Below are 26,329 nucleotides of genomic sequence, written 5' to 3' on the forward strand. Positions count from 1 at the left end.
CGGCATGTCCTGCCGGAGGATGCGGCGCCAGCCTCGTTGCGTTCCAGAAGTCCCTGGTCACCGGCCCGCCCGCCCCGCCTGCGTGCGGGCCGAGGACAGCATGAGCCCCACGTTCATCGGCTACGAGCCCTGCACGCTGCACGGAGTGCAATGGATCCGCCTGCGAGATCCCCTGCGCTCCGGCGTGTGCTAGACAGGGAGTAATCAAAGGGGCATTTTGCAGCAGCTCAAGCTCGGAATCATGTCGCAGACCCGCAAAGAGAACGAACACCGTCTGCCGATTCACCCAGCTCACTTCGAACGCATCGATGCCGACCTTCAGTCCAACATCTATCTGCAGACCGGTTACGGCGATCACTTCGGTGTTTCGGACGGTCAGCTCGCTCCGTGGGTCGCCGGTTTCCGCTCACGCGAGGATCTGATCACAGAGTGTGACGTCATCCTGTTGGCCAAGCCGCTGCACGAAGATCTGGCGGACCTGCGGGACGGGCAGGTGCTGTGGGGGTGGCCGCACTGCGTGCAGGACGAGAAGGTCACGCAGGCCGCCATCGACCGCAGGCTCACGGTGATCGCCTTCGAGGCGATGAACCACTGGACCCGGGACGGGGGGTTCAGCCTGCACGTCTTCCACAAGAACAACGAATTGGCCGGCTACTCGTCGGTGCTGCATGCCATGCAGCTGACCGGGGCGACCGGTGACTACGGACGCCGGCGACGTGCGGTGGTGATCGGCTTCGGCGCCACCGCCCGCGGAGCGGTGACCGCGCTCAGTGCGCTGGGCGTTCACGATGTGGACGTGCTGACTGCCCGCGGCATCGCCGCCGTCAGCTCACCGATCCACTCGGCACGGATCGTGCACTTCGACCACGACGAGGCCGACGACACCCTCGACCCGCGGCGCAGCATCGTGCTCACCGAGGACGGCCCGGAGCCGCTGGCCGACTTCCTGGCCGGGCACGACATCATCGTCAACTGCGTGCTCCAGGACACCGCGGCGCCGCTGATGTTCCTGATAGAAGAGGACCTGCCGAAGCTCGCGCCCGGCACCCTCGTCATCGACGTCTCCTGCGACGAGGGCATGGGCTTCGCCTGGGCTCGGCCCACCACCTTCAACGCGCCGATGTTCACCGTCGGTGACCAGGTCCACTACTACGCCGTGGATCACAGCCCCTCCTACCTGTGGGACGCGGCCACCTGGGAGAACAGCGAGGCGCTGATGCCGTTCCTGCGGTCGGTCCTGGAAGGGCCGTCCGGCTGGGACGGCGACCACACCATTCGCCGAGCGATCGAGATCCGCGGCGGCACCGTCCAGAACCCGGCGGTCCTGGCCTTCCAGCATCGAGCCGCACAGTACCCGCACGCGCTGCTCTGACCCGATGCCACCTGGTCGACGGCTGACCCGTACAGGGTCCACCGTCGGCCAGAAGCCCCGAGCGGGCCTCAGTGACGGTATGCGGCTGTCGCGATCTCGATGAACGACCGGACCAACGGGTTGGTGTCGTCCGCGTTCCACGCCACCACCACGGGGCTTGGCGCCATGTCGATCAGCGGGATCACGGCCAGCTCTGCGGGCAGATCGTGCCCGAGCGGGGCCAGGCCGACCGTGCCGTTCCACAGCACGGCCTGCAGGCACTCCTGGACGACGCGCACCACGGGGCCCTCGCGCGGCTCGCCACCGTTCCAGTACGACTGCCAGAGCGGGTCGGTCCCCTGCGGGAACTGGAACCAGCGGCGTGCTCCCAGGTCGGCCAGCCACAGCTGTTCGCGGCGGGCCAGCGGGTCGTCGGCGCGCAGGACCACGCCCACAGGATCGGTACGCAGCTCACGCACCGCCAGCGCGGTCTCGTTGAACGGCGCCCGGGTCAGGGCGACATCGACCAGGCCGGCACGCAGTCCGCAGGTCGGGTCGGTCAGGTCGGTGTCCCGGATGCGGATGTCGACGCCGGGGTGGCTTCGACGGAAGGCGGCGGCCAGCCTGGCGGCTCCCGGGTCGGTGCTGTCGCCCAGAATCCCGATGGTGATGGTCGCGGCGCCGGCCGCTGCGCGTACCCGTGCGCGGACGCGGTCGGCCTGGTCGAGCAGGGCCCGCGCCTCATCGAGCAGCACCGCGCCCACCGGCGTGAGCGTGACGCCGGCAGGCGAGCGGGCGAACAGCAGGGCACCGATCTCGGTCTCCAGCTGCTTGATCGATCGGCTCAGTGGCGGCTGGCTCATGTGCAGTCGGGTGGCGGCTCGGCCGAAGTGGAGTTCCTCGGCGACCGCGACGAAGTAGCGCAGGGTACGTAGCTCCACGCTGCGACGATACCCAAGCGGTATCGGCTTCGCCGCATGGGTCTTGGACAGGTGCGGGTCCCCGGCGGTGCACTCGGGGCATGACCGAAGAAGCCGCTCGGCCACCGACCTCTCCTGAAGCCGCGCCATGACACCACCGGGCAGTCCTCCACCTGACCGGCGCGGCCGGAGCGCTCCCACCTTTCACCTTCCGGGCCACCCAGACCATGGCCCGGGCCTTCTCCAGGGGTTGCCCTGGTATTCGACGGGTCACCTGCAAGCCGGTGACCGTGGACGGGAATCATGAACATCGCGTACTGGATCGTCGCCGGACCGCTCGCCTTCTTCTACCTCTACGCAGGCGCGATGAAGCTGGTCCGTAGCCGAGATCAACTCCGACCGATGATGGCCTGGGTCGATCGCATGCCCCTGTCCGCCGTCAGGGCGCTGGGGTCAGTCGAAATGCTCGGCGCGGCCGGGCTGATCCTGCCGCCCCTGACCGGCATCGCACCCTGGCTGGCACTGGCCGCGGCCATAGGGTTCGTGCTCTTGCAGATCGGTGCGATCGCCGTCCACCTCACCGGCGAGGACCGTCGGGTCGCACTCAACGTCGGGCTCATCGCAACTGGGGCGGTCGCCACCTGGCTGGCCGGCACCTGGCTGTGATCGAGCACACCGAGGCGGTGAGCAGATCCGCTGTCCCGCGGCCGCGCCGGCGGAGTGCCGGTGCCGCCCCCGGTGTGGCTGCCCGAAGACGTTGCGGCGTTTCTACCTCAGGCCATTGCCGAATCTGATTCAGTCGTCCTCGGGCTGGCTGCTGGGAGGAGACCTGATCATGCTGAACGCTCTCGCCGACAACGTCTTGTGCGGATTCTGCCGGGCGACGCAGGAGGACGGCGAGGCCCGCACAGCGCGGATGGTGAACGGCCGTCTGGCCGTGACCTGGCACGCCGCCTCATGCCCGCACCTGGCCGCCGACCGGATCTTGGCCGAGCGGGAGTGAAGCCCGGTGGCGTCCGGGGTGGCCGCATCGCTTCAGCCCATCGTTCGTCTCTCCGGCAAGCTCGCGGCCTTCGAGGGCGCCTGCAGGCTGGTTAGGTCCACGCTCCGCGCATCATCCGGCCCTGACGGGCCAAAAGCGCCGCATGAGAAGAACTCGCGGTCCTTCGGTGCGCGGTGCATGGCCGTTGCTCCTCCTCCCTGCCCAGGCCGCCCTCATGGTGGGCCTGGGACGGCTGGTCACCGGGCCCGCGGCCCGGCGCCGGCCGCTGTCGGAGGAAGGATCGGCCGCCCGGGACCTGGTGGAGCGCCGCGGCGAAGTCGCCAACGCGGTATCGGAGTTCTTCTCGCTGCTCGCCGGCACGCAGGCGGTCATAGGCGTGGCCCTGGTCTGCATCGTCGGCCTGCTCACGCTTCCCCGCCTCCCGCTCCGGACCGAAGCGCTCTTCCTCGGAGCCTCGGTCGCCGTGCAGTCGGCGATCTTCCTGCTGGTGACGTCCTTCGTCGACCGCCCCCGTCCCGACGTACCCCAGCTGGACGTGGCGCCGCCGACGTCGAGCTTCCCCTCCGGACACGTCGGAGCGGCCCTCGCCCTCTACGGGGGCCTCGCCGTCATCGCCGTGCTGCGCATGCGCGGCCCCTGGCGCTACGCCGTGGCCGGGTCCCTGCTCCTGATGGCGCCGGCCGTCGCGCTGGTGAGGCTCTACCGGGGCATGCACTACCCCAGCGATGTCGTCGGTGGCCTGCTCAACGGCACGGCGACCCTGCTGATCGTCGGGTTCGCGCTGTTGTACGGGCGCGAGTCCACTCCGGAGCAGGCCCGCGCACCGCGGCCCGGCCCGGTGCCCGACCCCCGCACCGGCGGTCCTGTCATCGTGGTGCGCCACCCGCACGGCTGCCCTGACGCACTCGCCGACCGGCTGGGCGCAGTGCTGCGCGGCCACGGCCACCGGGACGTGCACTGGATCCTGACCTCCGCCGAACGAGCCTGCGGCACCCTGGCCGAGGAGCTCCCGGCCGTCCGGCCCCGCCTCGTGGTGGTCTGCGGGGGCGACGGCACCCTGCGCGCCTGCGCCGACGTTCTGGCCGGCACCGGGATCCCGCTGGTCCTGGTGCCCTGCGGCACCGGGAACCTCCTCGCCCGGAACCTCGGTCTCCCGATGGACCCGGTCGCCGCCCTCGACGGGTCCCTGACGGGCGACAGCTTCGGGATCGACGTCGGCCGGGTCTGGGGCGACGGCCTCGCGCCGACGCGGTTCACCGTCATGGCCGGCGCCGGGTTCGACGCCGCCATGGTCCGGGACGCCTCCCCGCGGCTCAAGTCGAGGATGGGCTGGGCCGCGTACGTCCTGTCGGCCGTGCGGCACCTGAACGATCCCGGTGTCCGGCTGACGGTGCGCATCGACGGCGGCCGCCCCCGACGGCGCCGCGCCCGCATGGTCGTCATCGGAAACGTGGGCACGCTCCAAGGCGGCCTGCCGCTCCTGCCGACGGCGCGGCCGGACAGCGGGCGCCTGGACGTGGTGCTGTTCGACCCCCAGGGCGCAGCCGGATGGTTCACCGCAGCCGGCCACCTCGTGTCGCACCTCCTGGGCCGCGGCGTGACGGCACCCACCGGAGCGGGGGCCGCCAGAGCGGCCGGGGGCGGGACGGTGGCCGGGGGCGGGACGGTGGCCGGGCGCAGCGAAGCCGGGGGAGCGCTGGAGTACTTCACCGCGACCCGGATCGACGTCCGCTGCGCCGCTCCACAACCGCGCGAACTCGACGGCGATGCCGTGCGCGACGGCGTCCGCCTCACCGCGGAGGTCGAACCGGGCGCCCTGCGGGTGTACCTGCCCCGCGCGCCCTGGGCTGCCGCCGCCGCGGAAGAGGCCGGTGCACCTGCCGAACGGGCCGCGCCCCTTCCGGCGGCTCCCGGCCCGGTGCCCTGAGGCGCGGCCGACCGCGTACGGGTTCCCGGCCCGTCGGCCGACCGCCGCTCGGCGGGCCCGCTCGGGCCCCGCCGGTCCGGGCCGGCTCCGCAGGTCGGAAGCGGGCCCGGGACGGCTCCGCAGGTTTCGTAGGCTCCACGAGAAGGCAGGAACGCGATGGGCACGGCGCGACGGGTACCGCAGCAGCACGACGTGAGCGGTGAGGAACTGTCCGCCGACGAGGCGTGGACGGCGCTGCGCCGCTACGGCGGCTGGAGCCTCGCACGCGACTCCTTCGTACGGTTCCGCTACGCGGACGGCTTCAGCCACGCCCGCGCGCTCGCCCTGCAAACAGTCCTGTCCATCGTCCCGCTGGCCATCGCCGCCGTGGGGCTGTCCGGCGTCCTGCACACCGAGGACGCGGGCCGCGTGGTCGAGCTCACCATCCGAGGTCTCGCCAGCGGCCCCGGTCAGGCGGTCGTGGACGAGGCGCTCAGCGAGAGCAGACGCCATGCCGGCGACGGCGGCCAGGCGGCGCTGTGGCTGGGCCTGCTGTTCTCGCTCGTCAACGTCACCACGAGCCTCTGCCAGGTCGAGCGGGGCGCCAACCGCATATACGGCAACGAGCGGGACCGGCCCTTCCTCAAGAAGTACACCCGCGGCCTGGTGATGTCGGCGCTCGCGGGTCTTCCGCTCGGACTCAGCTTCATCCTCACCGTGACCGGCACCCACCTCACCCACGCGCTGGGCGAGGTCTACCAGCTCTCTCCCGCTACGGTGCGGGCCTGGGATTTGCTGCGCTGGCCCCTCGGCGTCCTGCTCGCCGTCCTCGCCACCAGCGCGATCTTTCGGCTCTCCCCGCGCCGCCGTCAGCCCGGCTACACCTGGCTGGCCTTCGGGGCCGTCGTCCACCTGCTGCTGTGGAACCTGGCGACCTGGGCCCTGAGCCTGTACATCGGCGAAAGCAGTTCGTTCACCAGCGTCTACGGGCCCCTCAGCACGATCGTGTCGTTGCTGCTCTGGTCCTACCTCACCTCGATGGCGCTCTTCCTCGGCCTCTCCTTCGCAGCTCAACTGGAAGCGGTGAGGGCGGGGGTGCGGGAGCCGGTCACGGCCGACCCCGGTGTCTGACGCCCCGGCCCGGCCCCGGCACCAGCCCCAGCCCCCTTCACCGCTCCGGTTCCCACCTCCATCCGGCCCCCACCTCCATCCCTTCCCCGTCTTGATCCCGTTCGTCGGCGGCCGGAGGACCGCCACCGGCACACGAGAGGAACCCGCCACCATGGCACGGCGCACAGACAGTTCTCGACGACGACCGCTACGGAGCCTGCTGACGCGGCATGCCGGGCCGGACGCCACCTTCGGCGCGAGACTCGTGCTCGCCGCGGCCGCGACCGCCCTCACCTCCGTGCCCTTCGTACTCGCCCTGGTCCTGGTGGAGTCCCGGTGGCCTCCGCTGCACCGGCTGGACCGCGCGACGGCCGAGCGCCTGCACACCGCCGCGCTCGCCCACCCGAACGGCGTCCGCCTCCTGCGCGTCCTCTCGGACTTCGTGTGGGATCCGGTGACCATGCGCCTCCTGGTGGCCGCGCTCGTGGCCTGGCTCGTGGGCCGGCGGGCCTGGCGGCTGGCGGCCTGGGCCTCCGTCACGGCGGTCGCCGGCGGCCTGATCGGGCTCCTGGCCAAGACCGCAGTCGAACGGGCGCGCCCGCACCTCCCGGATCCCGTCGCCCACGCGCCCGGCTTCTCCTTCCCCTCCGGACACACGATGACGGCCACCACCACGTGCGCCGTCCTGCTCCTGGTCCTGCTGCCCGTGGTACCGCCCAGGTGGCGCCCGCTGCCCTGGGCGCTCGCGCTGGTCACCGTGGTGGGCGTCGGCTACACGCGCGTCGCCCTGGGGGTCCACTGGGTCAGTGACGTCGTCGGCGGCTGGCTCCTGGGGCTCGCCGTGGTCACCGCAACGACACTGGCCTTCGAAGCCTGGCGGACGGACACCGGACGACGTCGCACGACGGTGACCGAGGGCCTGGAACCGGAGCTCACGGATCCCGACCCCGAGGCGCCCCCGACCGTTCCGGAAGGAGCAGCAGCTCCCGGCGGAGCGGCCGGCTCGCGCGGTCACGGCCCCCGTAGGCCAGCCAACGGATCTGATCAGCCACGTTGAGGCGGACCTGCCCTTCCGGGTGCACGTCCGGCACGGCACCACGAGGCGCACGCCGGCGCCGGGGGGTGTGAGCTGGGCCCGGGGCTTGCTGCCGCCGTCGGCGAGGGCTCTGTACAGGCGTACCGCGACGCCCGCCGCGCTCTAGGGCAAGCAGAAGGGCCCGGATCCTTGTGGATCCGGGCCCTTCTGTTCAGTAGCGGGGACAGGATTTGAACCTGCGACCTCTGGATTATGAGCCCAGCGAGCTACCGAACTGCTCCACCCCGCGTCGGTAAACCTCACTCTACGCCACCGCAGGACCGCCCTTCACCATCTTTTCCCCTGCTCAGGGGCAGGAGCGTCGTCGGCCGAGGTCGAACCGTGCTCGGCGCCGTCCCAGACCAGGCTTCTGCCCGACGCACGGCCACGAACACGCGCAGGTCATCCAGAGCCAAAGCACCCAAGCCACAGCTGGGGTGCGCGGAGCAATTCCCAGGATTGACCGGGGTGCCGGAGTGCCAGAAGGTTGCAGGGCCCGGGCGGCAAGCCGTCCGGCGCCTTCGTGCGGATCCGGCCGGGCGAAGGCGCTGTGCGGGTGCCGACCAAGCCGTTGTCGAAGGGACCCGGACACCGTGCCTGATCTTCCTGCCACGACTCATCGGGCGGTCACCCTGCTGCGTGAGCTCGGTGCCGAAAGCATTGCCCACCCCGGCGGAACCCTCCTTACCCACCTCCAGCGCGTACAGGCGCGGCTGGCGACATGGAAGGCCCGTCCGGCCCTCCAACTCGCGGGCCTGTGTCACGCGTTCTACGGCACCGACGGTTTCCCCACAGTGCTGCTGCCACTGGACCGGCGCAATGACCTTGCAGCGGTGATCGGCGCCGAGGCCGAGGCCATCGTGTACCTGTACGCCTCATGCGACCGGAAGGCCACGTACCCGGCTCTCGACCGGGCCGACGCGGCCTTCCGCGACAGGTTCGACGGCCACTCCTCCTTTCCAGGGGCGCAGTTGTGCCGGGACTTCACCGAACTGTCGGCGGCCAACGAACTCGATCTCGCCATCATCGATTCCGCGTTCCGCGAGAAGTGGGGGCATGAGCTGCTCGCCCTGTTCGCCAGACTCCAGGACTTGCTGAGTGCTGCCGCCTGGTCCGAGTGCCGCACAGTACTTGCCACTTCCGCCTCTCAGCTCACGGACAACCGTCCGCTATAGGCCTGTTGGTAAAGTGGATCAAGGAATCCTGCTTGGGGGCGACGTGGCTACAACCGGCACCAGCAGATCGGAGAGAGTGGCGGACCGTATCCCACGTGGTCGAACGGGACGACCCACTGGTGTTCGCCTGGGCCGTCACGGATGGGGGCTTGGAGCAGGCCCACTCCTGGCACCTCCGGGGAGGGGAGTAGAGGAATCGGCTGCGCCGACCCGTCGGACCCGCGCGACCCTTCACGCCCCAAGTGCCGTGTGACACAAGTCAGTTATGTCGCACACCTATGCGATCATGAACGGCAGTTTCCGGCCGCTCGCCGGATTCTCCCTTATGGATTGCAGAGGATTATGAAGCCCAACGCGTTCGTCCGTGCCCGGCACGGCCTGCTTGTTCTTGCCGCCTCCCTCGGCCTCGTCCTCGGCCTCTCGGCCGCTCCGGCCCAGGCTGTGCCGAACATCTACTACCTGGGCGTCGTGGAGATCCGCGCGCAGCACTCCGGCCAGTGTCTCGAGGTGGCGGACTGGAGCACGGCGAACGGCGCGGCCGTCCGCCAGTGGCCCTGTACCGGTGGCGCCAACCAGAAGTGGGAGCGCTGGTCCCTGGCGGACGCCGAGTCGTACTTCTACGTGAACGTCAACAGCGGCAAGTGCATGGAGATCGGCGGCTGGAAGACCAACAACGGTGCGACCGCCAACCAGTGGGACTGCCACTGGGGCCTCAACCAGACCTTCTACGGCCAGTCCAGCTTCGTCACGAACCCCTCGTACGTCTACAACAAGTGCCTGGAGATAGCCGACTGGAGCACGCAGGCGGGCGCCCCCGCGCGGCTGTGGACGTGCACCGGCGGCGCCAACCAGCGCTTCAGCATCAGGGCCTGAGCCCCCGGGCGGGCGCCGGGCACCTGCCCGACGCCCGCCCATTCGCACGGATGGACAGCCTGCCGCGTTCCCCGCGGTGTTCAGAGGGATGGCTGAAGCGGAGTCCGACCCTGCCCGATGGGAGTTCCTGCGGGTTCCCAGGGATAGAGCGGGACGTTTTCGCAGCAGTTCGAATGCAGCGCCGATCCCGGTGGGGAACGCGTCCAGTCGAGGCCGTGATTCCGATCGTGACCTTCACGATGGACAACTGGCAGGACGAGTATCGCCGTGTGCGTCAGAGCCGCGGTGGTACCCGTGCCGTGCTCAGCGGCCGAAGGTGTCGATTCCCTCCACGAGCCAGTGTCCGTCGCGGTTCACCAAGTCGAGGGCGAGCATCGCGCCCGCGTACACGCCTTGGTTCTGGGGGCTCTGCTTCTCGGTCCCCGCCGTGCTCACGCTGCTCTGGTCGGCGTAGACCAGGACCCGTGCCCGGTCGCCGTCGATCCGCTCGACGGCGCTGTCCGTGACGGCGGTGGTGATCACCGTCTTCTGCTTCTCGGCCTGGGCGAGGACCTCGCCGAAGAGCGCCCGGTGCTGGGTGACGGCCTTGCCCGTGAGCAGGGTCTTCGACGCGCTCTCGAAGGCCGCGGGCTTCGCGTGGTCGTAGGAGAAGAGGGAAGCGACGGCCTTGGCGGTCTGTCCCTTGATCTCGCTGGTACGGGCGAGGTCGGTGAGCGCGGTGTTGGCGCGCACTGGATCGTTCCGCAGTGCCGAGGCCCGGCTGTGGGCGAATCCGGCGAAGGCGCCGAGGAGGACGGTGAGCGTGCAGAGGATCAGGAGGGGAGTGAGGTATTTCCCATCGACCTTGACCCTGCCGGACACCCCGGCCTCTTCGCCCGATTCCGGCGGGTCCTGCCGCTTCGTGCCGGCCGTCTTTCGCTTGGCTGCCGTCTTCCCCATCGGTGTCCGGGATGGCCCGGGCTCGGGCAGGAGGCCCACGGGTGTGTGGGACGCGTCGCCGAGGACCTCCTCCGAACTGGTGCCGTCGGTCGCGTGCGCTGCGGGGACCGACGGGTTGCCGACGGCCTGACGGCGGCGCTGGCGGTTGATGAGGTGGCGGGTCGTCGACATCGTGCGTGTCCTCTCGGGTGCGGGCGTCTTTCGCGGTACGGCGGCCGGTCAGCCGGAGGACGCCGTACCGCCGACGGGTGCCTGACCCAGCGCGCTGAGCTTCCACTGGCTCCCGGAACGGGTCAGTTCACCGAGCATGCGGCTGTCCTTGTCGCTGCTCTTGTCGTCGGCCGTCTTCACTGTGATGCGCAGGGCGACCAGCACCCTGGCCCGCCCTGCGCGGTCGTCCAGCTCGGTGACGGCGCCGGACAGCACCCGGGCCGTCGTCACGGTCTTCGCCGCCTTGACCTGAGTCGTGAACTCCGTGCGCCCTTGCACGAGTTGGTCGTGCAGGTCGCCGGTCGTGGACGACTCCCACAGGTCGAGGCCCTGGTCCACCTTGGCGTGGTCGAGGGTGTTGAGGTTCTGCACGGCCTGTTCCGCCGCCGCGAGCGCCTGGTCGCGCTGGACGGCGTACGCGGCGGACTCGTCATGGCTCGCCCCGTACCAGTCCTGGGCCGCCCACGCGGCGAAGCCGCCTGTGAGGAGGGTGAGCCCGAGGGCGGCGGCCAGGACCGGCCGGGTGCCGGTGCGGGCGCGGACCGTGCGTGTCATGGGGTGCTCTTCTCTCCCGCGCATCTCTCAGCGGGCCTTGATGTCGACGATCTGCCACCGGTCACCGTGGAACTGCGCGGTGACGGTGAGCTGGGCCGCCGACGAGGTGGTGGCACCCTCGTCCCGCCGCGAGGTCTGGTCGAGGAGGACCAGTAGCCGAGCGGTGTTCCCGTCCAGCTCGATCACCCCGGTACGGACGGCCTGCGTGCTGAGGGTGATCTTCTGCGTCTCCAGGTTCGCGCGGAGCTGGGCGAACAGGTCGCCGTACTGCCTGGCGGCCCGCCCCGCGAGGACCAACCGGGCCGATCGCTCGGTGGCGTCGGCGCCGGTGGGCGTGTAGGAGAAGATCCTGGCCAGGCCGTCACTGACCTCGCCGCTCACCCGCTCGGTGGCCGCGGTGTCGGTGAGGGCGCGGTTCTGGGCGGAGGGGGTGGAGCGCAGGTGGTGCGCGCCGTAGAAGAAGGCGCTTCCGCCCAGGAGCAGGACGGCGACGGCTGCCGCGAAGGCCGCCGTGCGCCACCTGCCGCCGAAGCGAGAGGGGGAGGGGGAGGGGGAGCCGGAGTCGCGGAGATCCGCGCCGTCGTGGTCGTCGGAGTCACTGCCGGCCCCGCCCTCGGCGGGCGTGCTCGTCCCGGCCGCGCCGATGGGTCCGGTCGCCTCCGCCTCCGCCTCGGTGTCGGCCGGTTCCGCTCCATCGTGTTCGGCCGCGACGCCAGTTGACCCCGCCATCGCGTCTTCTGCGACCGCTGCCTCCGGCCCCTCCGCCATCTCCGGCCCCCGGGCCTCCGCGCGCCTGTCCGTCGTCTTCCGCAGCAACCGTGTCACCTCGCCTCGCTCCCCCCGGTAGCGGTCCCGGAACCGGCGGCGTCCGCGCTCGCCGCCGGAACGGCGCTGAGCGCCTTGACCTTCCACGTGGCGTCGCCCGTACGCTCCAGGACGGCTTCGAGCCGCTTGCGGTCGCTCGTCGCCTTCGAGCCCCCCTGGGGCGTGACGTCGACGCGCACCGTCGCGATGAGCTTCGCCGTACCCGCCCGGGTGTCCAGCGCGGTGACGGCCACCTCGGTGACGTCGGCGCGAGCCGAGGCGCCCACCGCCGGCCGGGTGGCGCCCAGTTCGGTGTGCAGCGGCCCGGTGGAAGCGTCGCGCCACGCCTTGATCCCGGCCTCCGCGTGTTCACGCGTGGACGCGTCCAGGGTGTTGAGCACCGCGATGCGATCGCGGCCCTGGGCGAGGACGGTGTCCCGCTCCCGGCTGAAGGCGAGACCGTCGTCGGTACGGGCCTGCGCGTACGTCCAGGCTCCGGTCCCGCAGAAGGCGAGCGCCACAGCCAGTCCGGCGCCGGCGAGGACGCGTGCCCGTCTCACCGGCCGCCCCCGGCGCCGAGGCCGAGCAGCCCGGCCATGTCGGTGGGCCCGCCGTCCTGGCCCGGCAGGGCGAGGGCACCCGGCAGGGCGAGCGCGCCGGGCAGTGCGAGGGGCCCGGGCGCGGCGGCGGAGCCGGCGCTGCCCGAGGGGAGCGAACCCGGCTGGGCCGGGGTGGGAACGGGGCCGCCCTTCGGGGCGTTCGCTGAGCCGCGCACGTTGGTCCCGGACGAGGCCGCACTGGTGCAGGAGGCCCCGGTGTTGAGGGCGGGTGCGGTGCCGAGGTCGAGGCCGTTGCGGTAGCGCGTACCGCCGTAGCCGGAAGTGCAGGGCAGGGGCTTGAAGAAGGTGACGGCCATGCCGAGGTTCATCCGTCCTCCGTCGACGGTGGTGGCGCCCGCGGAGACGGCCGCGGGGAACTTCACGAGGAGCTCCTCCATGCCGCGCTGGCGGGTGACGGCGACTTCCGAGGTGGTGAGCAGGTTGGCGAGGACCACTCCGAGACTGGGGTCCAGGTCGCGCAGGAGGCCGCTGATCTGGGTGCCCGCGCCCGGGGTGACGGCGAGCAGACGCCGTACGTCGCCGTCGGATCCCTTCAGGGTGACGGCGAGGTCGCGTGCGCCGGTGGCGAAGTCGCGGATGGCCTGGCCCTCCTCGGCCTGGGTGCGCAGGACGACCTCACCGTCGGATATGAGGCGGGTGGTCGCGGGCAGGGAGCGGTCGGCGGCCTGCACGAACGCGCTGCCGCCGTCGATCAGGGCCTGGAGGTCGTCACCGTGCCCCTCGAAGGCCTTGCCCAGTTCGTCGACGACCGTGCGCAGCGAGTCGAGCGGGACGGACCGGGTGAGGTCGTTCATGCTGGTCAAGAGGTCGGTGACGGGCGCGGGCACCTCGGTGTCGGCCTGGTCGATGCGGGCCCCGTCCGCGAGGTAGGGGCCTTGGTCGCTGTCGGGCCGCAGATCGATGTACTGCTCGCCGACGGCGGAGAGTCCGGCGACGACGGCCTTCGCGTCGGCGGGGACGCGGGCGGCCGACTTCTTGATGCGCAGCCGGGCCACGACCCCGTCGGCGGTGAGGTCGATGGCGCCGACGCGTCCCACGGAGACGCCCCGGTAGGTGACGTCGGAGTGGGGGAACAGGCCGCCGGTGCGGGCGAGGTGGACGTTGACGGTGTAGTGGTCGGCGACGCCGACGTAGCGGCCGAGGTCGGCGTAGTGGATGCCGAGGAAGCCTAGGGCGAGGACGGCGATGACGAGGAACGCGAGGTTCTTCAGCCGTACGGCGAGGGTGATCACCGGGTCTTCCCTCCGTCCTTCGCTCCGGTGGTGCTCGGTGAGCTCAGTGCGCTCGGGGAGGATGCCCGCCCGGCCGGGCCGACGCTCTGGACGGGCGGCAGCGGCAGCGGGGACGGAGGCTTGGTGGAACTGCTGCCGGACGCGCCCCCGCGGGCGGCGCCGCCCGGATCGGGCGCGGCGGTGGGCGTCGGGCTGGGCGTGGTCTGCGGGACGAGCGGCGGGATGACCTGGGTGCCCGGTTCGGCGGCGATGGAGAGGTAGGTGTTGAGGTAGTCGCCCTTGATGCCCCGCATCACCTCGTCGGTGAAGGGGTACGTCAGCAGCGCCTGGAGCGAGTCGGGCAGGTCGGCGCCGGCGTCGGCGAGTGCCTTCAGGGTCGGCGCGAGTGCCTTGAGGTCGGCGACCATGTCGTCCTTGCCGGCGTTGATGGTGGAGACGGCGACACCGGACAGCGTGTCCAGGGCGCGCAGCATGGTCAGGAGCGAACCCCGTTGGTTCTCCAAGGTCTTGAGGCCCGGAGAGAGATTGGTGAGGACCGTTCCCACGTCCTTCTTCCGCTCGGCGAGGGTCGCGGAGAGCCGGTTGACCCCGTCGAGCGCCTGCGTGATGTCGTCCCGGTGCGCGTCGAGGTTGGTCACGAGGGTGTTGACCCGCTCCAGCATCGAGCGGACCTCGGGCTCGCGTCCGCCGAGCGCGGAGTTCAGCTCCTTGGTGATGGTCTTCAGCTGGTTGACCCCGCCGCCGTTGAGCAGCAGGGACAGGGCGCCGAAGACCTCCTCGACCTCGGTGTTGCGGCTGGTGCGGGCGAGCGGGATCGTGCTGCCGTCGGTGAGGCGCGCACCGCCCGCGTCCTTGGCGGGTGCGGTGAGCTCGATGAACTTCTCGCCGAGCAGGCTCGATTGCTGCAGGCGGGCGCTCGCATCGGAAGGCAGGCGGATGTCGCCGTTGATCTTCATGGTGACGCGCGCCGTCCAGTCGCCGGTTCCCAGCCGGATCTCGGTGACGCGGCCGACGGCGACATCGTTGACCTTGACCGCGGATTGCGGGACGAGGCTGAGGACGTCGGCCAGTTCGGCGGTGACCGTGTACGGGTGGGAGCCGAGGTCGGCGCCCCCGGGCAGCGGCAGGTCCTCGATCCCGTCGAAGCGGGGCAGGTCCGTGGGGAGCAGGGTCACGGTGAGGACCACGGCCACGCCCAGGGCGACGACCCCGCCGATCCCGGCCCCGGCGGCCTTGCCGGTGAAGGGTACTCGGCGCTTCGTGATGGGTCCGCTGAGCTTCACCGGTCCCCCTTCCCACTGGTGGCCGAGGAGCCACCGGCCACGGGCAGCGGGAGCAGCGGTCCGCCCATGCTGATCTCGTTCAGGTTGGCCCGTCCGTCGAGGGTGCGGGTGTCCTTGTTGTACGCACCCACCACGTTGCCCGCCGCGAGCGGGGCCACGTCGAGTGCCTCGGCGAGGGAGGCCCGCTGATCTACGAGGGACTGGGTGAGCGGGACGAGCCGGTCGACGTTCTGCTTCAGTTCGCCCCGGTTGTTCTGGATGAAGGTCTTCACCTGGGCGAGGGCCTTGCCGAGTTCGGTGAGGGCGCCGGCGAGGTCGTCCTTGTTGTCGGCGAAGAAGGTCACCACGTCGTCGAGGCGCTCTTGGGCGGTGCGCACGTCGCCGTCCTTGTTCTTGAGCATGGTGGTGAACGTCTGGAGCTGGCTGAGGGTGGCGAACAGGTCGTCGCTGCTTCCGTCGAGGGTCTTGGCCGCCTTGCCGAACTCCTGGATGGACGTACCGATCGCGTCGCCGTTGTCCTTGAGGTTCTTGGCGCCGGTGTCGAGCAGGCCGGACAGGGCGCCGGTCGAGTTGGCGCCGTCGGGGCCGAGGGCCTTGCCGAGTTCGGTGATCGAGGCGTACAGCTGGTCGATCTCGACAGGGGTGCGGTTGCGGGACGCCGCGAGCTGGGCGCCGTCGGTGAGGGCGGGGCCCGAACTGTACGCCGGGGTGAGTTGGACGTACCGGTCCGCGACGATGCTGGGGGCGACGATGACGGCACGGGCGTCGCCTGCGACGCGTACGCCCTCGTCGACGCGGAGACGGACGCGTACCCGGGTGCCTTCCGGCTGCACGGACTCGACCTCGCCGACGCGCACCCCGAGGATCCTCAGGTCGGATCCGGCGTAGACGCCGACGGCGCGGTCGAAGTAGGCGGTGACACGGGTGCCGTCGGATTCCAGGACGCGTACGGCGACGAGTCCGCAGGCCGCGAGCACCACGATGGCGAGCCCGAGGACGAGGGGCCTTCTGGGTGTGCTCATCATTCCCCGCTCCCCTTCGCCGACGCCTTCTGCTGCGGCGGCCGGCATCCGGTCTTGGGCTGCGACGCCTCCGGCAGGTAGTTCCGGGGTACGACTCCGCACAGGTAGCTGTCGAACCAGTGGCCGCTGCCGAGGGTGTTGCCGACGAGCCGGTAGTACGGGCCGACGAGCGCGAGGGTCTTGTCGAGCTGGCTGCTGTTCTTCTCCAGGACCTTGGTGACGCGGCTGAGGGCCTTGAGCGTGGGACCGAGCTGGCGGTCGTTGTCGTCGACGATGCCGCTGAGCTGCGTTCCCAGGGCACGACTGCCCGTGAGCAGCGCGTGGATGGCATCGCGCCGGTTCTTCAACTCGCCGAGCAGCGAGCCGCCGTCCTCCAGAAGGGTCTCGAAGCTGGACTTCTTGCCCTCCAGCGTCTTGGTGAACGTACGGCTCCCTCCTAGGAGTTGGGACAGCTGGGCGTCACGGCTGGAGACGGACTTGGACAGCTCGGACAGGCCGGTGGCGGCGCTGCGCACATTCGGCGGCGAGTCCTTGAAGGTGTCGGAGATCGTCTCGAAGCTCTCGGCGAGCTTCTTCGTGTCGATGGCGTCGACCGTGCCGCTCAGGTCCTGGAACGCCTGAGTCACGTCGTACGGGGACGTGGTGCGCGCCAGCGGGATGCGACTGCCGGGGTCCTGGCGGCCGGAGCCCAGCGGGTCGAGGGCCAGGTACTTGTCGCCGAGCAGGGTCTTGATGGCGATGGCGGCGGTGGAACGGTCGCCGACCCAGGCGTCCCCGACCTCGAACGTCACCTTCACCTTGGGCCCGTCGAGGGCGACCCCGGTGACCTTGCCGACCTTGACCCCGGCGATGCGCACCTCGTCGCCGGTGCCGAGGCCGGCGGCCTCGGTGAAGTCGGCGCTGTAGGCGGTGCCCCCGCCGGCGAACGGCAGGCGGTCCACGTTGTAGGCGAGGACGGCGATCAGGGCGAGCGCGACGAGTCCGACGACGGCTACGGCGACGGGGTTGCGGTCCTTGACGGGGGCGAACCCTCGCGGGCGGCTCATCCTCGGCACCTCGATTCGGTGACGGCGATGCCGGTCGGCGGCTTGGAGCCGTCGGAGGTGCTCACACCGCTCACGCGGGCCTCACAGAGGTAGAGGTTGAACCACGATCCGTACGAGGACAGCCGGGCCAGGGCGGTCATCTTGGCCGGACTCCTGTTGAGGAAGTCCTCGATCTGCGGAGCGTGGTCGCCGAGGGTGTTCGAGAGGCGGCCCAGTTCGCCGATGCTCTGCTTCAGGGGGGCGCGCCCGTCCTGGAGGAGTCCCGCGGTCGTGGTGGTCAGGTCGCCCATCGCCTGGACGGCCTGGCCGAGGGGTTTGCGGTCGTCGTTGAAGCCCGTGACGAGCTTCTGGAGGGTGACGACGAGGTCCCCGAAGGCGGCCTCGCGGGTGTTGAGCGTGTCCAGAACGGTGTTCAGGTTGGTGACGACCTGGCCGATCACCTGGTCCTTGGCGGCGACGGTCTGCGTGAGCGAACCGATGTGCCGGATCAGACTGTCGACCGTGCCGCCCTCGCCTTGGAGGACCTGGACGAGCGAGCCGGCGAGGTCGTTGACGTCACTCGGCGACAGGCCCTCGAAGAGCGGCTTGAACCCGTTGAAGAGCAGCGTCATGTCGAGCGCGGGCTTCGTGCGGTCCAGCGGGATGGTGGAGCCGGGCTGCAGGACGCCGGCCACGTCACCACTGCCCCGGTCGAGGGCGACGTAGCGCTGCCCGACCATATTGAGGTACTTCACCGAGGCGGTCACCGAGCCGGGGAGCGTGCGGTCGTCGCGGATGCTGAAGCTGACCTGGGCGGTGCGCCGGTCGACGACCCGGACGTCGGTGACCTCCCCGACCTTCACGCCCGATATCCGTACGCTGTCCCCGTCGATGAGCCCGGTGGCGTCGGTGAACAGCGCCTTGTACGAGCGCGTGCCGGAGCTCACGCCGGTGTCGGCGATGCTGAGCGCGAGCACGGTCGTGGCGAGGGCGGTCACCAGGACGAAGATCAAGGACTTGACCAGCGGGCCGGTCAGGGGGCGCCGTCGGGTGTGGGCGAGGTCGTTCGTCATTTGAGGATCACCTCCGTGCCGCGGTACGCGGGTCCGGCCAGCAGACTGCTCCAGTCGGGCAGGTCGCCGGGCTGCTTCTTGGCCGCGGGGGCGAGGAGCTCGTTCAGGAACTCGTTCTCCTGCGGGGAGTTGGCGGGCCCGAGGTTCTGCTCGGCCGCCGCCGCGGCCCGCGCGGCGGGGGCCGCCGGGACACCGAGGTAGGGCACGGGGTAGCAGTGCGGACCGCCGCCCGAGGTGTACGAGGGGGTGTCGCGGCCGGGTACGTACGCCCCGCGTGAGGGCACGGTGACGACGTTGACGTGCAGGCCCGGCTGGTCGGTGCCCTTGCCGAGCGCCTTGTCCATGGCGGGCACGAACTCGGCCAGGGTGCGCAGGGTGCAGGGGAAGGACGAGGAGTACTCGGCGAGCAGCTCCAGGGTCGGCCTGCCGGTGGCGCTGAGCCGGATGATGTTGTCCTTGTTCTGGCGCAGGAAGGTGGTGACGTCCTGGGCGGTACGGGTGGTGGCCCCGAAGGTGGCGGCGAGCTCGCTCTCCTTCTCGGCGAGCGTGCCGCTGGTGGTGGTGAAATCGGTGAGCGCCGTGACGATGTCCGGTGCCACGTCCGCGTACAGGTTGCTGACCTTCACGAGTTCGTGCAGGTCCCGGTTGAGCGTGGGCAGTTCGGGGTTGAACTTCTCCAGGTGGGAGTCCAGTTGGGCGAGCGTGGCGCCGAGCTTGTCGCCGCGTCCTTCGAGGGCCTGGGAAACGGCGGACAGGGTGGCGGAGAGCTTCTGCGGCTGGACGGCGGTGAGCATCGGCAGGACGTTGTCCAGGACCTGCTGGAGTTCCACGGCGTTGCTGGAGCGGTCCTCGGGGATGACGGCCCCGGCGCCGATGGGCTTCGGAGAAGGCGTCTGCGGCGGGACGAGCGCCACGAACCGTTCGCCGAACAGGGTCGTCGGCAGCATCTGGGCGCGCACGTCGGAGGGGATGTCGGCGAGGGCGGCCGGGTTCATCGCGAGGGTGAGCCGGGCTCCCGAGTCGGTGGCGTCGATGGAACGGACCTCGCCGATGACGACACCGCGCAGTTTGACCTCGGCGCCCGGATGCATCTCGTTTCCGACGCTGCTCGTCTCGATGGTGATCGGGGTGCTGGCGGTGAACTGCTTGTCGTAGACGGCGATCGCCAGCCAGACCAGGAGTGCGGGGACCAGCAGGAAGACGACTCCGGCGAGCCGGCGACGCAGGGTTTCACCACGTGGGCTGCTCATCTCACCCCGCCACCTTCACGGTCGTGGTCGCGCCCCACAGGGCCAGCGACAGGAAGAAGTCGGTGACGCTGATGATCACGATGGCATTGCGCACGGACCGGCCCACCGCGACGCCCACCCCGGCCGGACCGCCGGAGGCACGGAAGCCGTAGTAGCAGTGGGCGAGGATCACCATGACGCTGAAGATCAGCACCTTGAGGACCGACAGCAGGACGTCGGTGGGGGAGAGGAACAGGTTGAAGTAGTGGTCGTACGTCCCCTGGGACTGCCCGTTGAACAGGACGGTCACGTAGCGGGAGGCGACGTAGGAGGAGAGGAGGCCGATCGCGTAGAGCGGGATGATCGCGACGACGCCCGCGATGATGCGGGTGGAGACCAGGTACGGGATCGAGCGGATGCCCATGCCTTCGAGGGCGTCGACCTCCTCGTTGATCCGCATCGCGCCGAGCTGGGCGGTGAAGCCGGCGCCGACGGTCGCGGAGAGGGCGAGGCCGGCGACCAGGGGGGCGATCTCGCGGGTGTTGAAGTACGCGGAGATGAACCCGGTGAACGCGGCGGTGCCGATCTGGTCGAGGGCCGCGTACCCCTGGAGGCCGACGACGGTGCCGGTGAACAGGGTCATCGCGATCATCACACCGATGGTGCCGCCGATCACACCGAGGCCGCCGGAGCCGAAGGCCACCTCGGCGAGCAGCCGTTGGACCTCTTTGAGGTAGCGGCGCAGTGTGCGGGGGATCCAGGCCAGCGCCTTGACGTAGAACAGGAACTGGTCGCCGGACCGGTCGAGCCAGACGAACGGGGAGGCCATCGGCCTCAGCCTCCCTTCGGCGGGACGATTTGCAGGTAGACGGCCGTCAGCACCATGTTCACGAAGAACAGCAGCATGAACGTGATGACGACGGACTGGTTGACGGCGTCGCCGACCCCCTTGGGGCCGCCGCGCGGGTTGAGGCCGCGGTAGGCGGCGACGATGCCCGCGATGAACCCGAAGATCAGGGCCTTGAACTCGCTGATGTACAGGTCGGGCAGCTGGGCGAGCGCGGAGAAGCTGGACAGGTAGGCGCCCGGGGTGCCGCCCTGGAGGATGACGTTGAAGAAGTAGCCGCCGAGCGTGCCCACGACGGACACCAGGCCGTTGAGGAGCACGGCCACGCCCATCGTCGCCAGCACCCGCGGCACGACCAGGCGCTGGACGGGGGAGACGCCCATGACCTCCATCGCGTCGAGCTCCTCGCGGATCTTGCGGGAGCCGAGGTCGGCGCAGATGGCGGAGCCGCCGGCGCCGGCGATCAGCAGGGCGACGATGAGCGGGCTCGCCTGCTGGATGACGGCGAGGACGCTGGCGCCTCCGGTGAACGACTGCGCGCCCAACTGCTGGGTGAGCGAACCGACCTGGAGGGCGATCACCGCGCCGAACGGGATGGAGACGAGTGCGGCGGGCAGGATCGTGATGCTGGCGATGAACCAGAACTGCTCGACGAACTCCCGGAACTGGAAAGGTCGTCGGAAGATGGACCGGCCCACCTCCGCCGCGAGGGCGAAGAGCCGGCCGGTCTGCCGTAGGGCGCCCGTCATCACGTGCCGCTCCCGGTGGCCGGAAGGCGCAGGGTCGGCGCCTGCGCCCCGCGCGCGTACGTGTCCTCGATGGCGGCGCGCGCGGCGGGCGGCAGCGTGTCGAGCATGGCGAGTACGCGCTCGCGGCGCCGGAGGACCGCCTGGCGCTGCGGCAGTCCGGGCGAGGGCTCCAATTGCGGGACGATGACCCGGGGCGCGGCAGGTGCGACGGTGGGCACGGCGGCCTCGGCGGCGAGCGTGGCCTCGTCCTTCTCCTCGGACATCCCGATGGGGCCTTCGCGCCGTCCCGCGAGGAACTGCGCCACGACCGGCTCGTCGCTGGTGAGGAGCACTTCGCGGGGGCCGAAGGTGACGAGCCCCCGCCGGAAGAGCATCCCCATGTTGTCGGGGACGGTCGCGGCGATGTCGAGGTTGTGGGTGACGATGAGCATCGTCGCGTCGATCTGTGCGTTCAGGTCGATCAGCAACTGCGAGAGGTTGGCGGTGCGGACGGGGTCGAGACCGGAGTCCGGCTCGTCGCACAGCACGATCTGCGGGTCGAGCACGAGCGCGCGGGCCAGTCCCGCCCGCTTGCGCATACCGCCGCTGATCTCGCCGGGGAGCTTGCCCTCGGAGCCGAGGAGTCCGACGACGTCGATGCGCTCCATGACGATCCGGCGGATCTCCGACTCCTTCTTCCGCGTGTGCTCGCGCAGCGGGAAGGCGATGTTGTCGAAGAGGGACATGGAGCCGAAGAGAGCGCCGTCCTGGAACATGAGGCCGAAGAGTTTGCGGGCCTCGTAGATATCGCGCTCGGGGCTGTTCACCATGTCGACTCCGGCTACGAGGACGCGTCCCCGTTCCGGCTTCAGCAGGCCGATGAGTGACTTGAGGAACACCGTCTTCCCCGTGCCGGAAGGGCCGAGCATGACGCTCACTTCCCCCGCGGGCAACGTCAAGGTCACGTCCTGCCAGATGTTCTGCTTACCGAAGGACATGGTCAGACCCTCAACAGCAATTTCGATTCCCATACCACCTCCAGCAGGCGTGTGCCGCGAGTGCGTCTCGGGCCGCACGTTAAGTCGTTCGCGATCACCGGGACAATAGGTGTGACACCGATTCGGCCCGGCGCCCCGGAATTTGTCACCGCGTGAACAAAGCCGGGTACGCCATTTGTGTCCGGAGAGACACAGTGGGGCCCCGCAGGTCCGTGGGCCGGATCCGCGGGGCCCCACCGGGAGAGGGCCGGCCCCGCCAGGGGGCGTGGCCGGATCCGTCCGTCGGGACTCCTGCCTTCGGTGGCCGCCAACCAGGGGGTGAGCGTCGCACCCGGAACGCTACGTCCGGGTAACATCCGACGGCAATACGCGGGTTCCGGGTTTTTGGCGAGACTGCCCGGACTTTCGTACTGGTTGTCACGCGGATTACATATGCATGCGCTTATTTGTCATGGGGGAGAGCGTTTCCCCTCCGTGTCGCGATGCATACGCGCGGCCGGGCGGAAAAGTGTGGCAGCGGCGTGCGCGATCGATCGAAATTGTCGACATTGCGCACCGGGGGGCTAATGCGGCGCCGATGACCGCTCACTCGGTGAACAGTTAATACCGGCTCTTCAAAGAATCTTGAACTACGCCATTGTTCAGCCAAGTTTCCCGCAAGTAACGTCAGCGTCGCGGCCGAGGAACACCGAGCCGCGGGCCGTCTGTGTCTCCCCTATTGCACAGCTGCGGCCCACACCTCTGCCGGTCAATCCCCAAGGAGAGTCCCAGAGTCATGAAGAAGACCATCAGAAACTTCGCCGTAGTCACCGGTGCCGCCACCGCCGCGTTCCTCCTGGCGGCCGGCCCGGCAGTGGCCGTGCCGTCCACCGTGTGGACCGTCAACCCGACCCCGGCGGCCTTCACGGCGACCAACAGCGGGAACATCGTCCTCAGCGTCAACGGCATCGCCATGACGTGTACGAAGTCGGGCGCCTCCGGCTCGATGGCCAGCGCCACCGGCAACCCGGCCACCGTCGCCTCGATCAGCGCCATCAACTTCGGTGCCACCGGCTTCCCCTGCACCAGTGTCCTGGGCAACGTGACCACTGTCGCGACCACCCCGTGGACCGTGGTGGCCCAGGACTACACCGCGGCGACCGGCGTCACCAAGGGCTACATCGGCAACGTCGACGCCAAGGTCACCGTCGGTGCCTGCGTCTTCCGCGTGACGGGCAAGGCGTCCGGCACCTACACCAACTCGACGGGCAAGCTCGCGGTCTCCAGCGTCAGCGGCGAGCTCAACGTCGTCTCGTCGACCAACTGCGGCAGCGCCGTACCGGTGGGCGCCAAGCCGATCTTCACCGGTGCCTACCTGGTCAAGAAGACCGGCACCGCGATCATCCCGACCATCGTCGGATCCAACCCGTAAGGCGTGCGGGAGTGTCGCCGACACTCCCCGGGTCCGTGCGCCCGACCGGTGACCCCGGCCGGGCGTTCGCCGACCCTCTACGCCGCCCGTCTACGTCGACCTGACACGACGACCTGACACGCCCCGGCCCCACCGGTCGGCCACGCGGGTCGTCGGTGTCGCGGAGCATCCCCGAGCGGAGCAAGCGATGAGAGCCCACCGTCCCGCCCTGCGGACACCCCGCGTACGCGCGCGCGGTGCGGCGATCGCCGCCTTCGTGGCGCTCGCCCCCTTGATCCCATCGGCGGCTGCCGCCGTGGGCTCGCAGGAGATCGCCGCGAAACTGCCCTACGACTGCGCCCTGCCCTCGGGGCCGCAGCGCGTCGCGGTGCGGCTCGCGGCCACGTTCCCCGACCGGGTCACGGCCGGTGAGGCGATCAGTCCGACCGGGGTCACCACGACGGTCGAGCTCCCGGCCGAGGCCGTCGCCGACCTGACGGCCCTCAAGGCCACCACGGTGGTGCCCGAGACCAGGCTCACCCTCGACATCGCCCAGCGTGGGGCGAAGACCCAGGCCCTGTGGCGTGGCACCGGCCCCGCCCGGCCCGTCGCCGTTCCCGCCGAGGGCCCACTGACCCTCAGTACCACCGGCAACGCCCCGGTCGTGACGGCGGTCGTCAACGGCGACCTCACCCTCACGGCCGCGGACCTGGGCGTCGACCTCGCCCTCGGTTCGGCCGACGGCACGCCCCTGACCCCCGCGTCCCTCTCCCTCACCTGCACCCTCGCCAAGGACGCGGACGGCCACGGCCTGCTGGCCACCGTGCCGGTGGGTCCGGCCACCTCCACCCCCACCCCGGCCCCGAGCGGTTCGCGCTCCCCGTCCGGCTCCGCGGCCCCAGGGCCCGGGCGGCCGGCGTCCCCCGTGCCCCCGAAGGTCTCCGGTTCCCCGAAGGAGCCGACGGCGCCCCGGACTCCCACGGAACGGGCGAAGGGGCGGCCGGGCACGGCGCCGAAGGTCGGCGACGCCGCCGGCTCGTCGGCGGCCAGGCCGCCGGCGCCACCCTGCGTCAAGAAGGACCCGACCAGCAAATCGCTCAACGCTTACATCACGGGCTACGCCAACGTCCGCAAACTGAGCGGCGCCTCCCTGATCCCGGTGTCGTGCGTGCAGATCGAACAGGGCGACCCGGAGCTCTCCATTCCGCCGGACGGGAGCCCGTGGCACCTGCTCCAGAAGTCGGAGGCCTACCTCGACCACCAGGGCCGCAAAGAGACCCCGCCGTTCAAGGGCACCTTCCTGACCTTCGGTTTCACCCCGACGACGGCGACCATGATCCTGGAACAGGCCGGGCCCATGGTCGTGGCCTCGGACATCCTGCTCGTCTTCCCGGACAACCTCGCGGAGACGTACATCCGGGCCCCCCTCGTCCTGCGCGTACTGGACGTCGAGGTCAACGGCACGCGCCTGGACGTCGGCCCGTCGTGCCGCACGCAAACCCCGCTCAGCTCTCCCGAGCCCGATCCGGCCACGTACCCGGGCCCTCACCTGGTGATGCTCGGGAAGGGGCAGCTCATCAACAGCACGGACGCCACCGGTTACCTCCTGACCTCCGGCGGGCCGCTGACCGGCGAGGTGACCATCCCCGCCTTCACGGGCTGCGGCGCGGGTGGCGAGGATCTGGACCGGTTGCTGACCGCGTCCATCTCCGGCCCCGGCAACTACATCAAGCAGATCCAGGGCCAGACCTGTGCGGTGGCGGGCGAGCTGCCGACCGACGGCCAGTGCACCGAGGACCGCCAGCCGTACGTGGTCCCCAAACCGGAGCGCTGATCCGTACCACCGCCCGGAGGCGCCGCGCAGCCCGGCACTCCAGCACCCCCGAACCCCCGCACCACCACCCTGAACGTCCCCCGTCATCGAAAGGCACCGACATGCCCCTCGTCTCCGCCCGCACCCGGCTCGTCACCGTTTCGGCGCTGACCGCCTTCGGCGCGTTCGCCTCCCTCGGCACGGCGACCGCCGCCACGCCGGCCCTCAACGGCTCGTGGGGTCCCTTCACCCGCTGCCCGGTCGACTCGCCGGTGATGCTCGGGGCGGACGGTCTGGACAAGGCGCCGCAGTGCATCGTCTCGTACTCCACCAGCGGATCCATCAAGCTCGGCAACACGACGGTCGTCACCGCCAACAGCAACCTCCAGATGGGCGTCGTGCAGAACTCCGACGGCACCAGCACTGTCGTGGGGCCGGCGTCCGGGGCGATCATCGCCGACTCCGCGACGGTGCCCGGCGGCCTCCTCGGGCTGATGTGTCCGAGCAACATCCCGGGCATCACCGCCATCTGCAAGCAGCTCACGGACGCCAAACTCAACAAGATCACCGCAACCCTGGAGTCAGTGGGCACCCCCTCGAACTTCGACCAGATAGCGGGCGTCGTCACCGACCAGACGATCGTGAACATCCCCGTCCGCATCCACCTGGAGAACCCGTTCCTGGGCAGCCACTGCTACATCGGCACCAAGGACAACCCGATCGTCCTGCAGCCGAAGAACCGCAACTACCCGGAGTTCGGTGTGGAACGGTTCAACGGTGACGGCAGCCCGAACGAGGAGGGCGACATGAGCCGCCTCAACCTCCTCGGCTCCACCCAGTACGACACGACCTTCGCCGTCCCCGGCGCCAGCGGCTGCGGCCTGGGTCTGTTCGGGCTGATCGACGCCGCGGTCAACCTCAAGACCGGTCTGCCGTCGGCGGCGGGCAAGAACAGCCTGACCCTGAACAACACCCAGACCTACCTGGGCGGTCTCTACGCCCCGGGGACGGTGGCTCCCGACGCGGGCGCGCACCTCGCCCGGAACTGGCACTCCGCCGTCAAGTAACGGTCACCGAGCGCCGATTCCCGGCCTAACTCGCCCACCCCGACCCTCTCTCCTGCGCAGCTCGTGCTCAAGTGGTGTACA

The 26,329-nt window shown here is 70.4% G+C and carries 25 protein-coding genes and 1 tRNA gene; 11 read left to right on the top strand and 15 right to left on the bottom strand.

What is annotated here, in order from left to right:
* Nucleotides 1-217: 217 nt before the first annotated feature.
* On the top strand, nt 218-1,372 hold the full coding sequence (locus tag OG276_RS37405; RefSeq protein WP_266913706.1) for a N(5)-(carboxyethyl)ornithine synthase: 1,155 nt from the start codon (nt 218-220) through the stop codon (nt 1,370-1,372).
* 68 nt (nt 1,373-1,440) lie between these two features.
* On the opposite strand, the gene OG276_RS37410 is transcribed toward OG276_RS37405, so the two are convergent.
* Nucleotides 1,441-2,292, bottom strand: a complete 852-nt coding sequence (locus tag OG276_RS37410; RefSeq protein WP_266913708.1) for a LysR family transcriptional regulator — start codon at nt 2,290-2,292, stop codon at nt 1,441-1,443.
* A gap of 282 nt (nt 2,293-2,574) precedes the next feature.
* On the opposite strand from OG276_RS37410, the gene OG276_RS37415 reads away from it, so the two are divergent.
* From OG276_RS37415 to OG276_RS37435, 5 genes are all read left to right on the top strand, one after another.
* A complete protein-coding gene (locus OG276_RS37415) occupies nt 2,575-2,937 on the top strand; it encodes a DoxX family protein (RefSeq protein ID WP_266913710.1) in 363 nt (120 codons plus the stop codon).
* A 169-nt stretch (nt 2,938-3,106) separates the two neighbouring features.
* The gene (locus tag OG276_RS37420) at nt 3,107-3,274 is read left to right on the top strand and encodes a hypothetical protein (protein ID WP_266913712.1); all 168 of its coding nucleotides are present in this window, start codon (nt 3,107-3,109) and stop codon (nt 3,272-3,274) included.
* Between the two features lie 184 nt (nt 3,275-3,458).
* The gene (locus OG276_RS37425; RefSeq protein ID WP_266913715.1) at nt 3,459-5,201 is read left to right on the top strand and encodes a diacylglycerol kinase family protein; all 1,743 of its coding nucleotides are present in this window, start codon (nt 3,459-3,461) and stop codon (nt 5,199-5,201) included.
* Between the two features lie 156 nt (nt 5,202-5,357).
* Complete coding sequence (locus OG276_RS37430) at nt 5,358-6,311, top strand: YihY/virulence factor BrkB family protein (protein WP_266913717.1); 954 nt, start codon at nt 5,358-5,360, stop codon at nt 6,309-6,311.
* Nucleotides 6,312-6,462: 151 nt separating this feature from the next.
* Nucleotides 6,463-7,347: a phosphatase PAP2 family protein gene (locus tag OG276_RS37435; RefSeq protein ID WP_266913719.1), complete on the top strand. Its 885-nt coding sequence runs from the start codon at nt 6,463-6,465 to the stop codon at nt 7,345-7,347.
* A 194-nt stretch (nt 7,348-7,541) separates the two neighbouring features.
* On the opposite strand, the gene OG276_RS37440 is transcribed toward OG276_RS37435, so the two are convergent.
* A tRNA-Met gene (locus tag OG276_RS37440) sits at nt 7,542-7,615 on the bottom strand.
* A gap of 343 nt (nt 7,616-7,958) precedes the next feature.
* On the opposite strand from OG276_RS37440, the gene OG276_RS37445 reads away from it, so the two are divergent.
* Nucleotides 7,959-8,540 carry a DUF6817 domain-containing protein gene (locus OG276_RS37445; protein ID WP_266913721.1) on the top strand — a complete coding sequence of 194 codons (582 nt, stop codon included), beginning with the start codon at nt 7,959-7,961 and terminating at the stop codon, nt 8,538-8,540.
* A 342-nt stretch (nt 8,541-8,882) separates the two neighbouring features.
* Complete coding sequence (locus OG276_RS37450; RefSeq protein ID WP_266913723.1) at nt 8,883-9,413, top strand: RICIN domain-containing protein; 531 nt, start codon at nt 8,883-8,885, stop codon at nt 9,411-9,413.
* 303 nt (nt 9,414-9,716) lie between these two features.
* On the opposite strand, the gene OG276_RS37455 is transcribed toward OG276_RS37450, so the two are convergent.
* From OG276_RS37455 to OG276_RS37515, 13 genes are all read right to left on the bottom strand, one after another.
* Complete coding sequence (locus OG276_RS37455; RefSeq protein WP_266913725.1) at nt 9,717-10,523, bottom strand: hypothetical protein; 807 nt, start codon at nt 10,521-10,523, stop codon at nt 9,717-9,719.
* Nucleotides 10,524-10,571: 48 nt separating this feature from the next.
* Complete coding sequence (locus OG276_RS37460; protein WP_266913727.1) at nt 10,572-11,117, bottom strand: hypothetical protein; 546 nt, start codon at nt 11,115-11,117, stop codon at nt 10,572-10,574.
* Between the two features lie 27 nt (nt 11,118-11,144).
* Nucleotides 11,145-11,846, bottom strand: a complete 702-nt coding sequence (locus tag OG276_RS37465) for a hypothetical protein (protein ID WP_266913729.1) — start codon at nt 11,844-11,846, stop codon at nt 11,145-11,147.
* A gap of 92 nt (nt 11,847-11,938) precedes the next feature.
* Nucleotides 11,939-12,481: a hypothetical protein gene (locus OG276_RS37470; RefSeq protein ID WP_266913731.1), complete on the bottom strand. Its 543-nt coding sequence runs from the start codon at nt 12,479-12,481 to the stop codon at nt 11,939-11,941.
* A complete protein-coding gene (locus tag OG276_RS37475; protein WP_266913733.1) occupies nt 12,478-13,773 on the bottom strand; it encodes an MCE family protein in 1,296 nt (431 codons plus the stop codon). Before OG276_RS37475 ends, OG276_RS37470 begins: the two co-directional genes overlap by 4 nt.
* Entirely contained in the window at nt 13,770-15,056 is a 1,287-nt protein-coding gene (locus OG276_RS37480; protein ID WP_266913735.1) for an MCE family protein, read from the bottom strand. The genes OG276_RS37475 and OG276_RS37480 overlap by 4 nt, the downstream gene beginning before the upstream one ends.
* A complete protein-coding gene (locus OG276_RS37485; protein WP_266913737.1) occupies nt 15,053-16,081 on the bottom strand; it encodes an MCE family protein in 1,029 nt (342 codons plus the stop codon). The genes OG276_RS37480 and OG276_RS37485 overlap by 4 nt, the downstream gene beginning before the upstream one ends.
* On the bottom strand, nt 16,078-17,124 hold the full coding sequence (locus OG276_RS37490) for an MCE family protein (protein WP_266913739.1): 1,047 nt from the start codon (nt 17,122-17,124) through the stop codon (nt 16,078-16,080). The genes OG276_RS37485 and OG276_RS37490 overlap by 4 nt, the downstream gene beginning before the upstream one ends.
* Complete coding sequence (locus OG276_RS37495; RefSeq protein WP_266913741.1) at nt 17,121-18,176, bottom strand: MCE family protein; 1,056 nt, start codon at nt 18,174-18,176, stop codon at nt 17,121-17,123. Before OG276_RS37495 ends, OG276_RS37490 begins: the two co-directional genes overlap by 4 nt.
* Nucleotides 18,173-19,426, bottom strand: coding sequence for an MCE family protein (locus OG276_RS37500; RefSeq protein ID WP_266913743.1), 1,254 nt, complete (start codon nt 19,424-19,426; stop codon nt 18,173-18,175). Before OG276_RS37500 ends, OG276_RS37495 begins: the two co-directional genes overlap by 4 nt.
* Nucleotide 19,427: 1 nt before the next feature.
* Nucleotides 19,428-20,234, bottom strand: coding sequence for an ABC transporter permease (locus tag OG276_RS37505; RefSeq protein ID WP_266913745.1), 807 nt, complete (start codon nt 20,232-20,234; stop codon nt 19,428-19,430).
* A 5-nt stretch (nt 20,235-20,239) separates the two neighbouring features.
* Nucleotides 20,240-21,004, bottom strand: a complete 765-nt coding sequence (locus OG276_RS37510) for an ABC transporter permease (RefSeq protein WP_266913747.1) — start codon at nt 21,002-21,004, stop codon at nt 20,240-20,242.
* A complete protein-coding gene (locus OG276_RS37515; RefSeq protein ID WP_266913749.1) occupies nt 21,001-22,011 on the bottom strand; it encodes an ABC transporter ATP-binding protein in 1,011 nt (336 codons plus the stop codon). The genes OG276_RS37510 and OG276_RS37515 overlap by 4 nt, the downstream gene beginning before the upstream one ends.
* A 742-nt stretch (nt 22,012-22,753) precedes the next feature.
* Here OG276_RS37515 and OG276_RS37520 point away from each other — a divergent pair.
* The 3 genes from OG276_RS37520 to OG276_RS37530 all read left to right on the top strand — a co-directional run bounded on the left by OG276_RS37520 (nt 22,754) and on the right by OG276_RS37530 (nt 26,248).
* On the top strand, nt 22,754-23,389 hold the full coding sequence (locus OG276_RS37520) for a hypothetical protein (RefSeq protein WP_266913751.1): 636 nt from the start codon (nt 22,754-22,756) through the stop codon (nt 23,387-23,389).
* Between the two features lie 187 nt (nt 23,390-23,576).
* Nucleotides 23,577-25,202, top strand: a complete 1,626-nt coding sequence (locus OG276_RS37525; protein WP_266913753.1) for a DUF6801 domain-containing protein — start codon at nt 23,577-23,579, stop codon at nt 25,200-25,202.
* Nucleotides 25,203-25,303: 101 nt separating this feature from the next.
* Nucleotides 25,304-26,248, top strand: a complete 945-nt coding sequence (locus OG276_RS37530) for a hypothetical protein (protein ID WP_266913755.1) — start codon at nt 25,304-25,306, stop codon at nt 26,246-26,248.
* Nucleotides 26,249-26,329: the final 81 nt, after the last annotated feature.

Origin of the sequence: Streptomyces sp. NBC_00086 (assembly GCF_026343255.1) — a bacterium.
Taxonomy (GTDB): domain Bacteria; phylum Actinomycetota; class Actinomycetes; order Streptomycetales; family Streptomycetaceae; genus Streptomyces.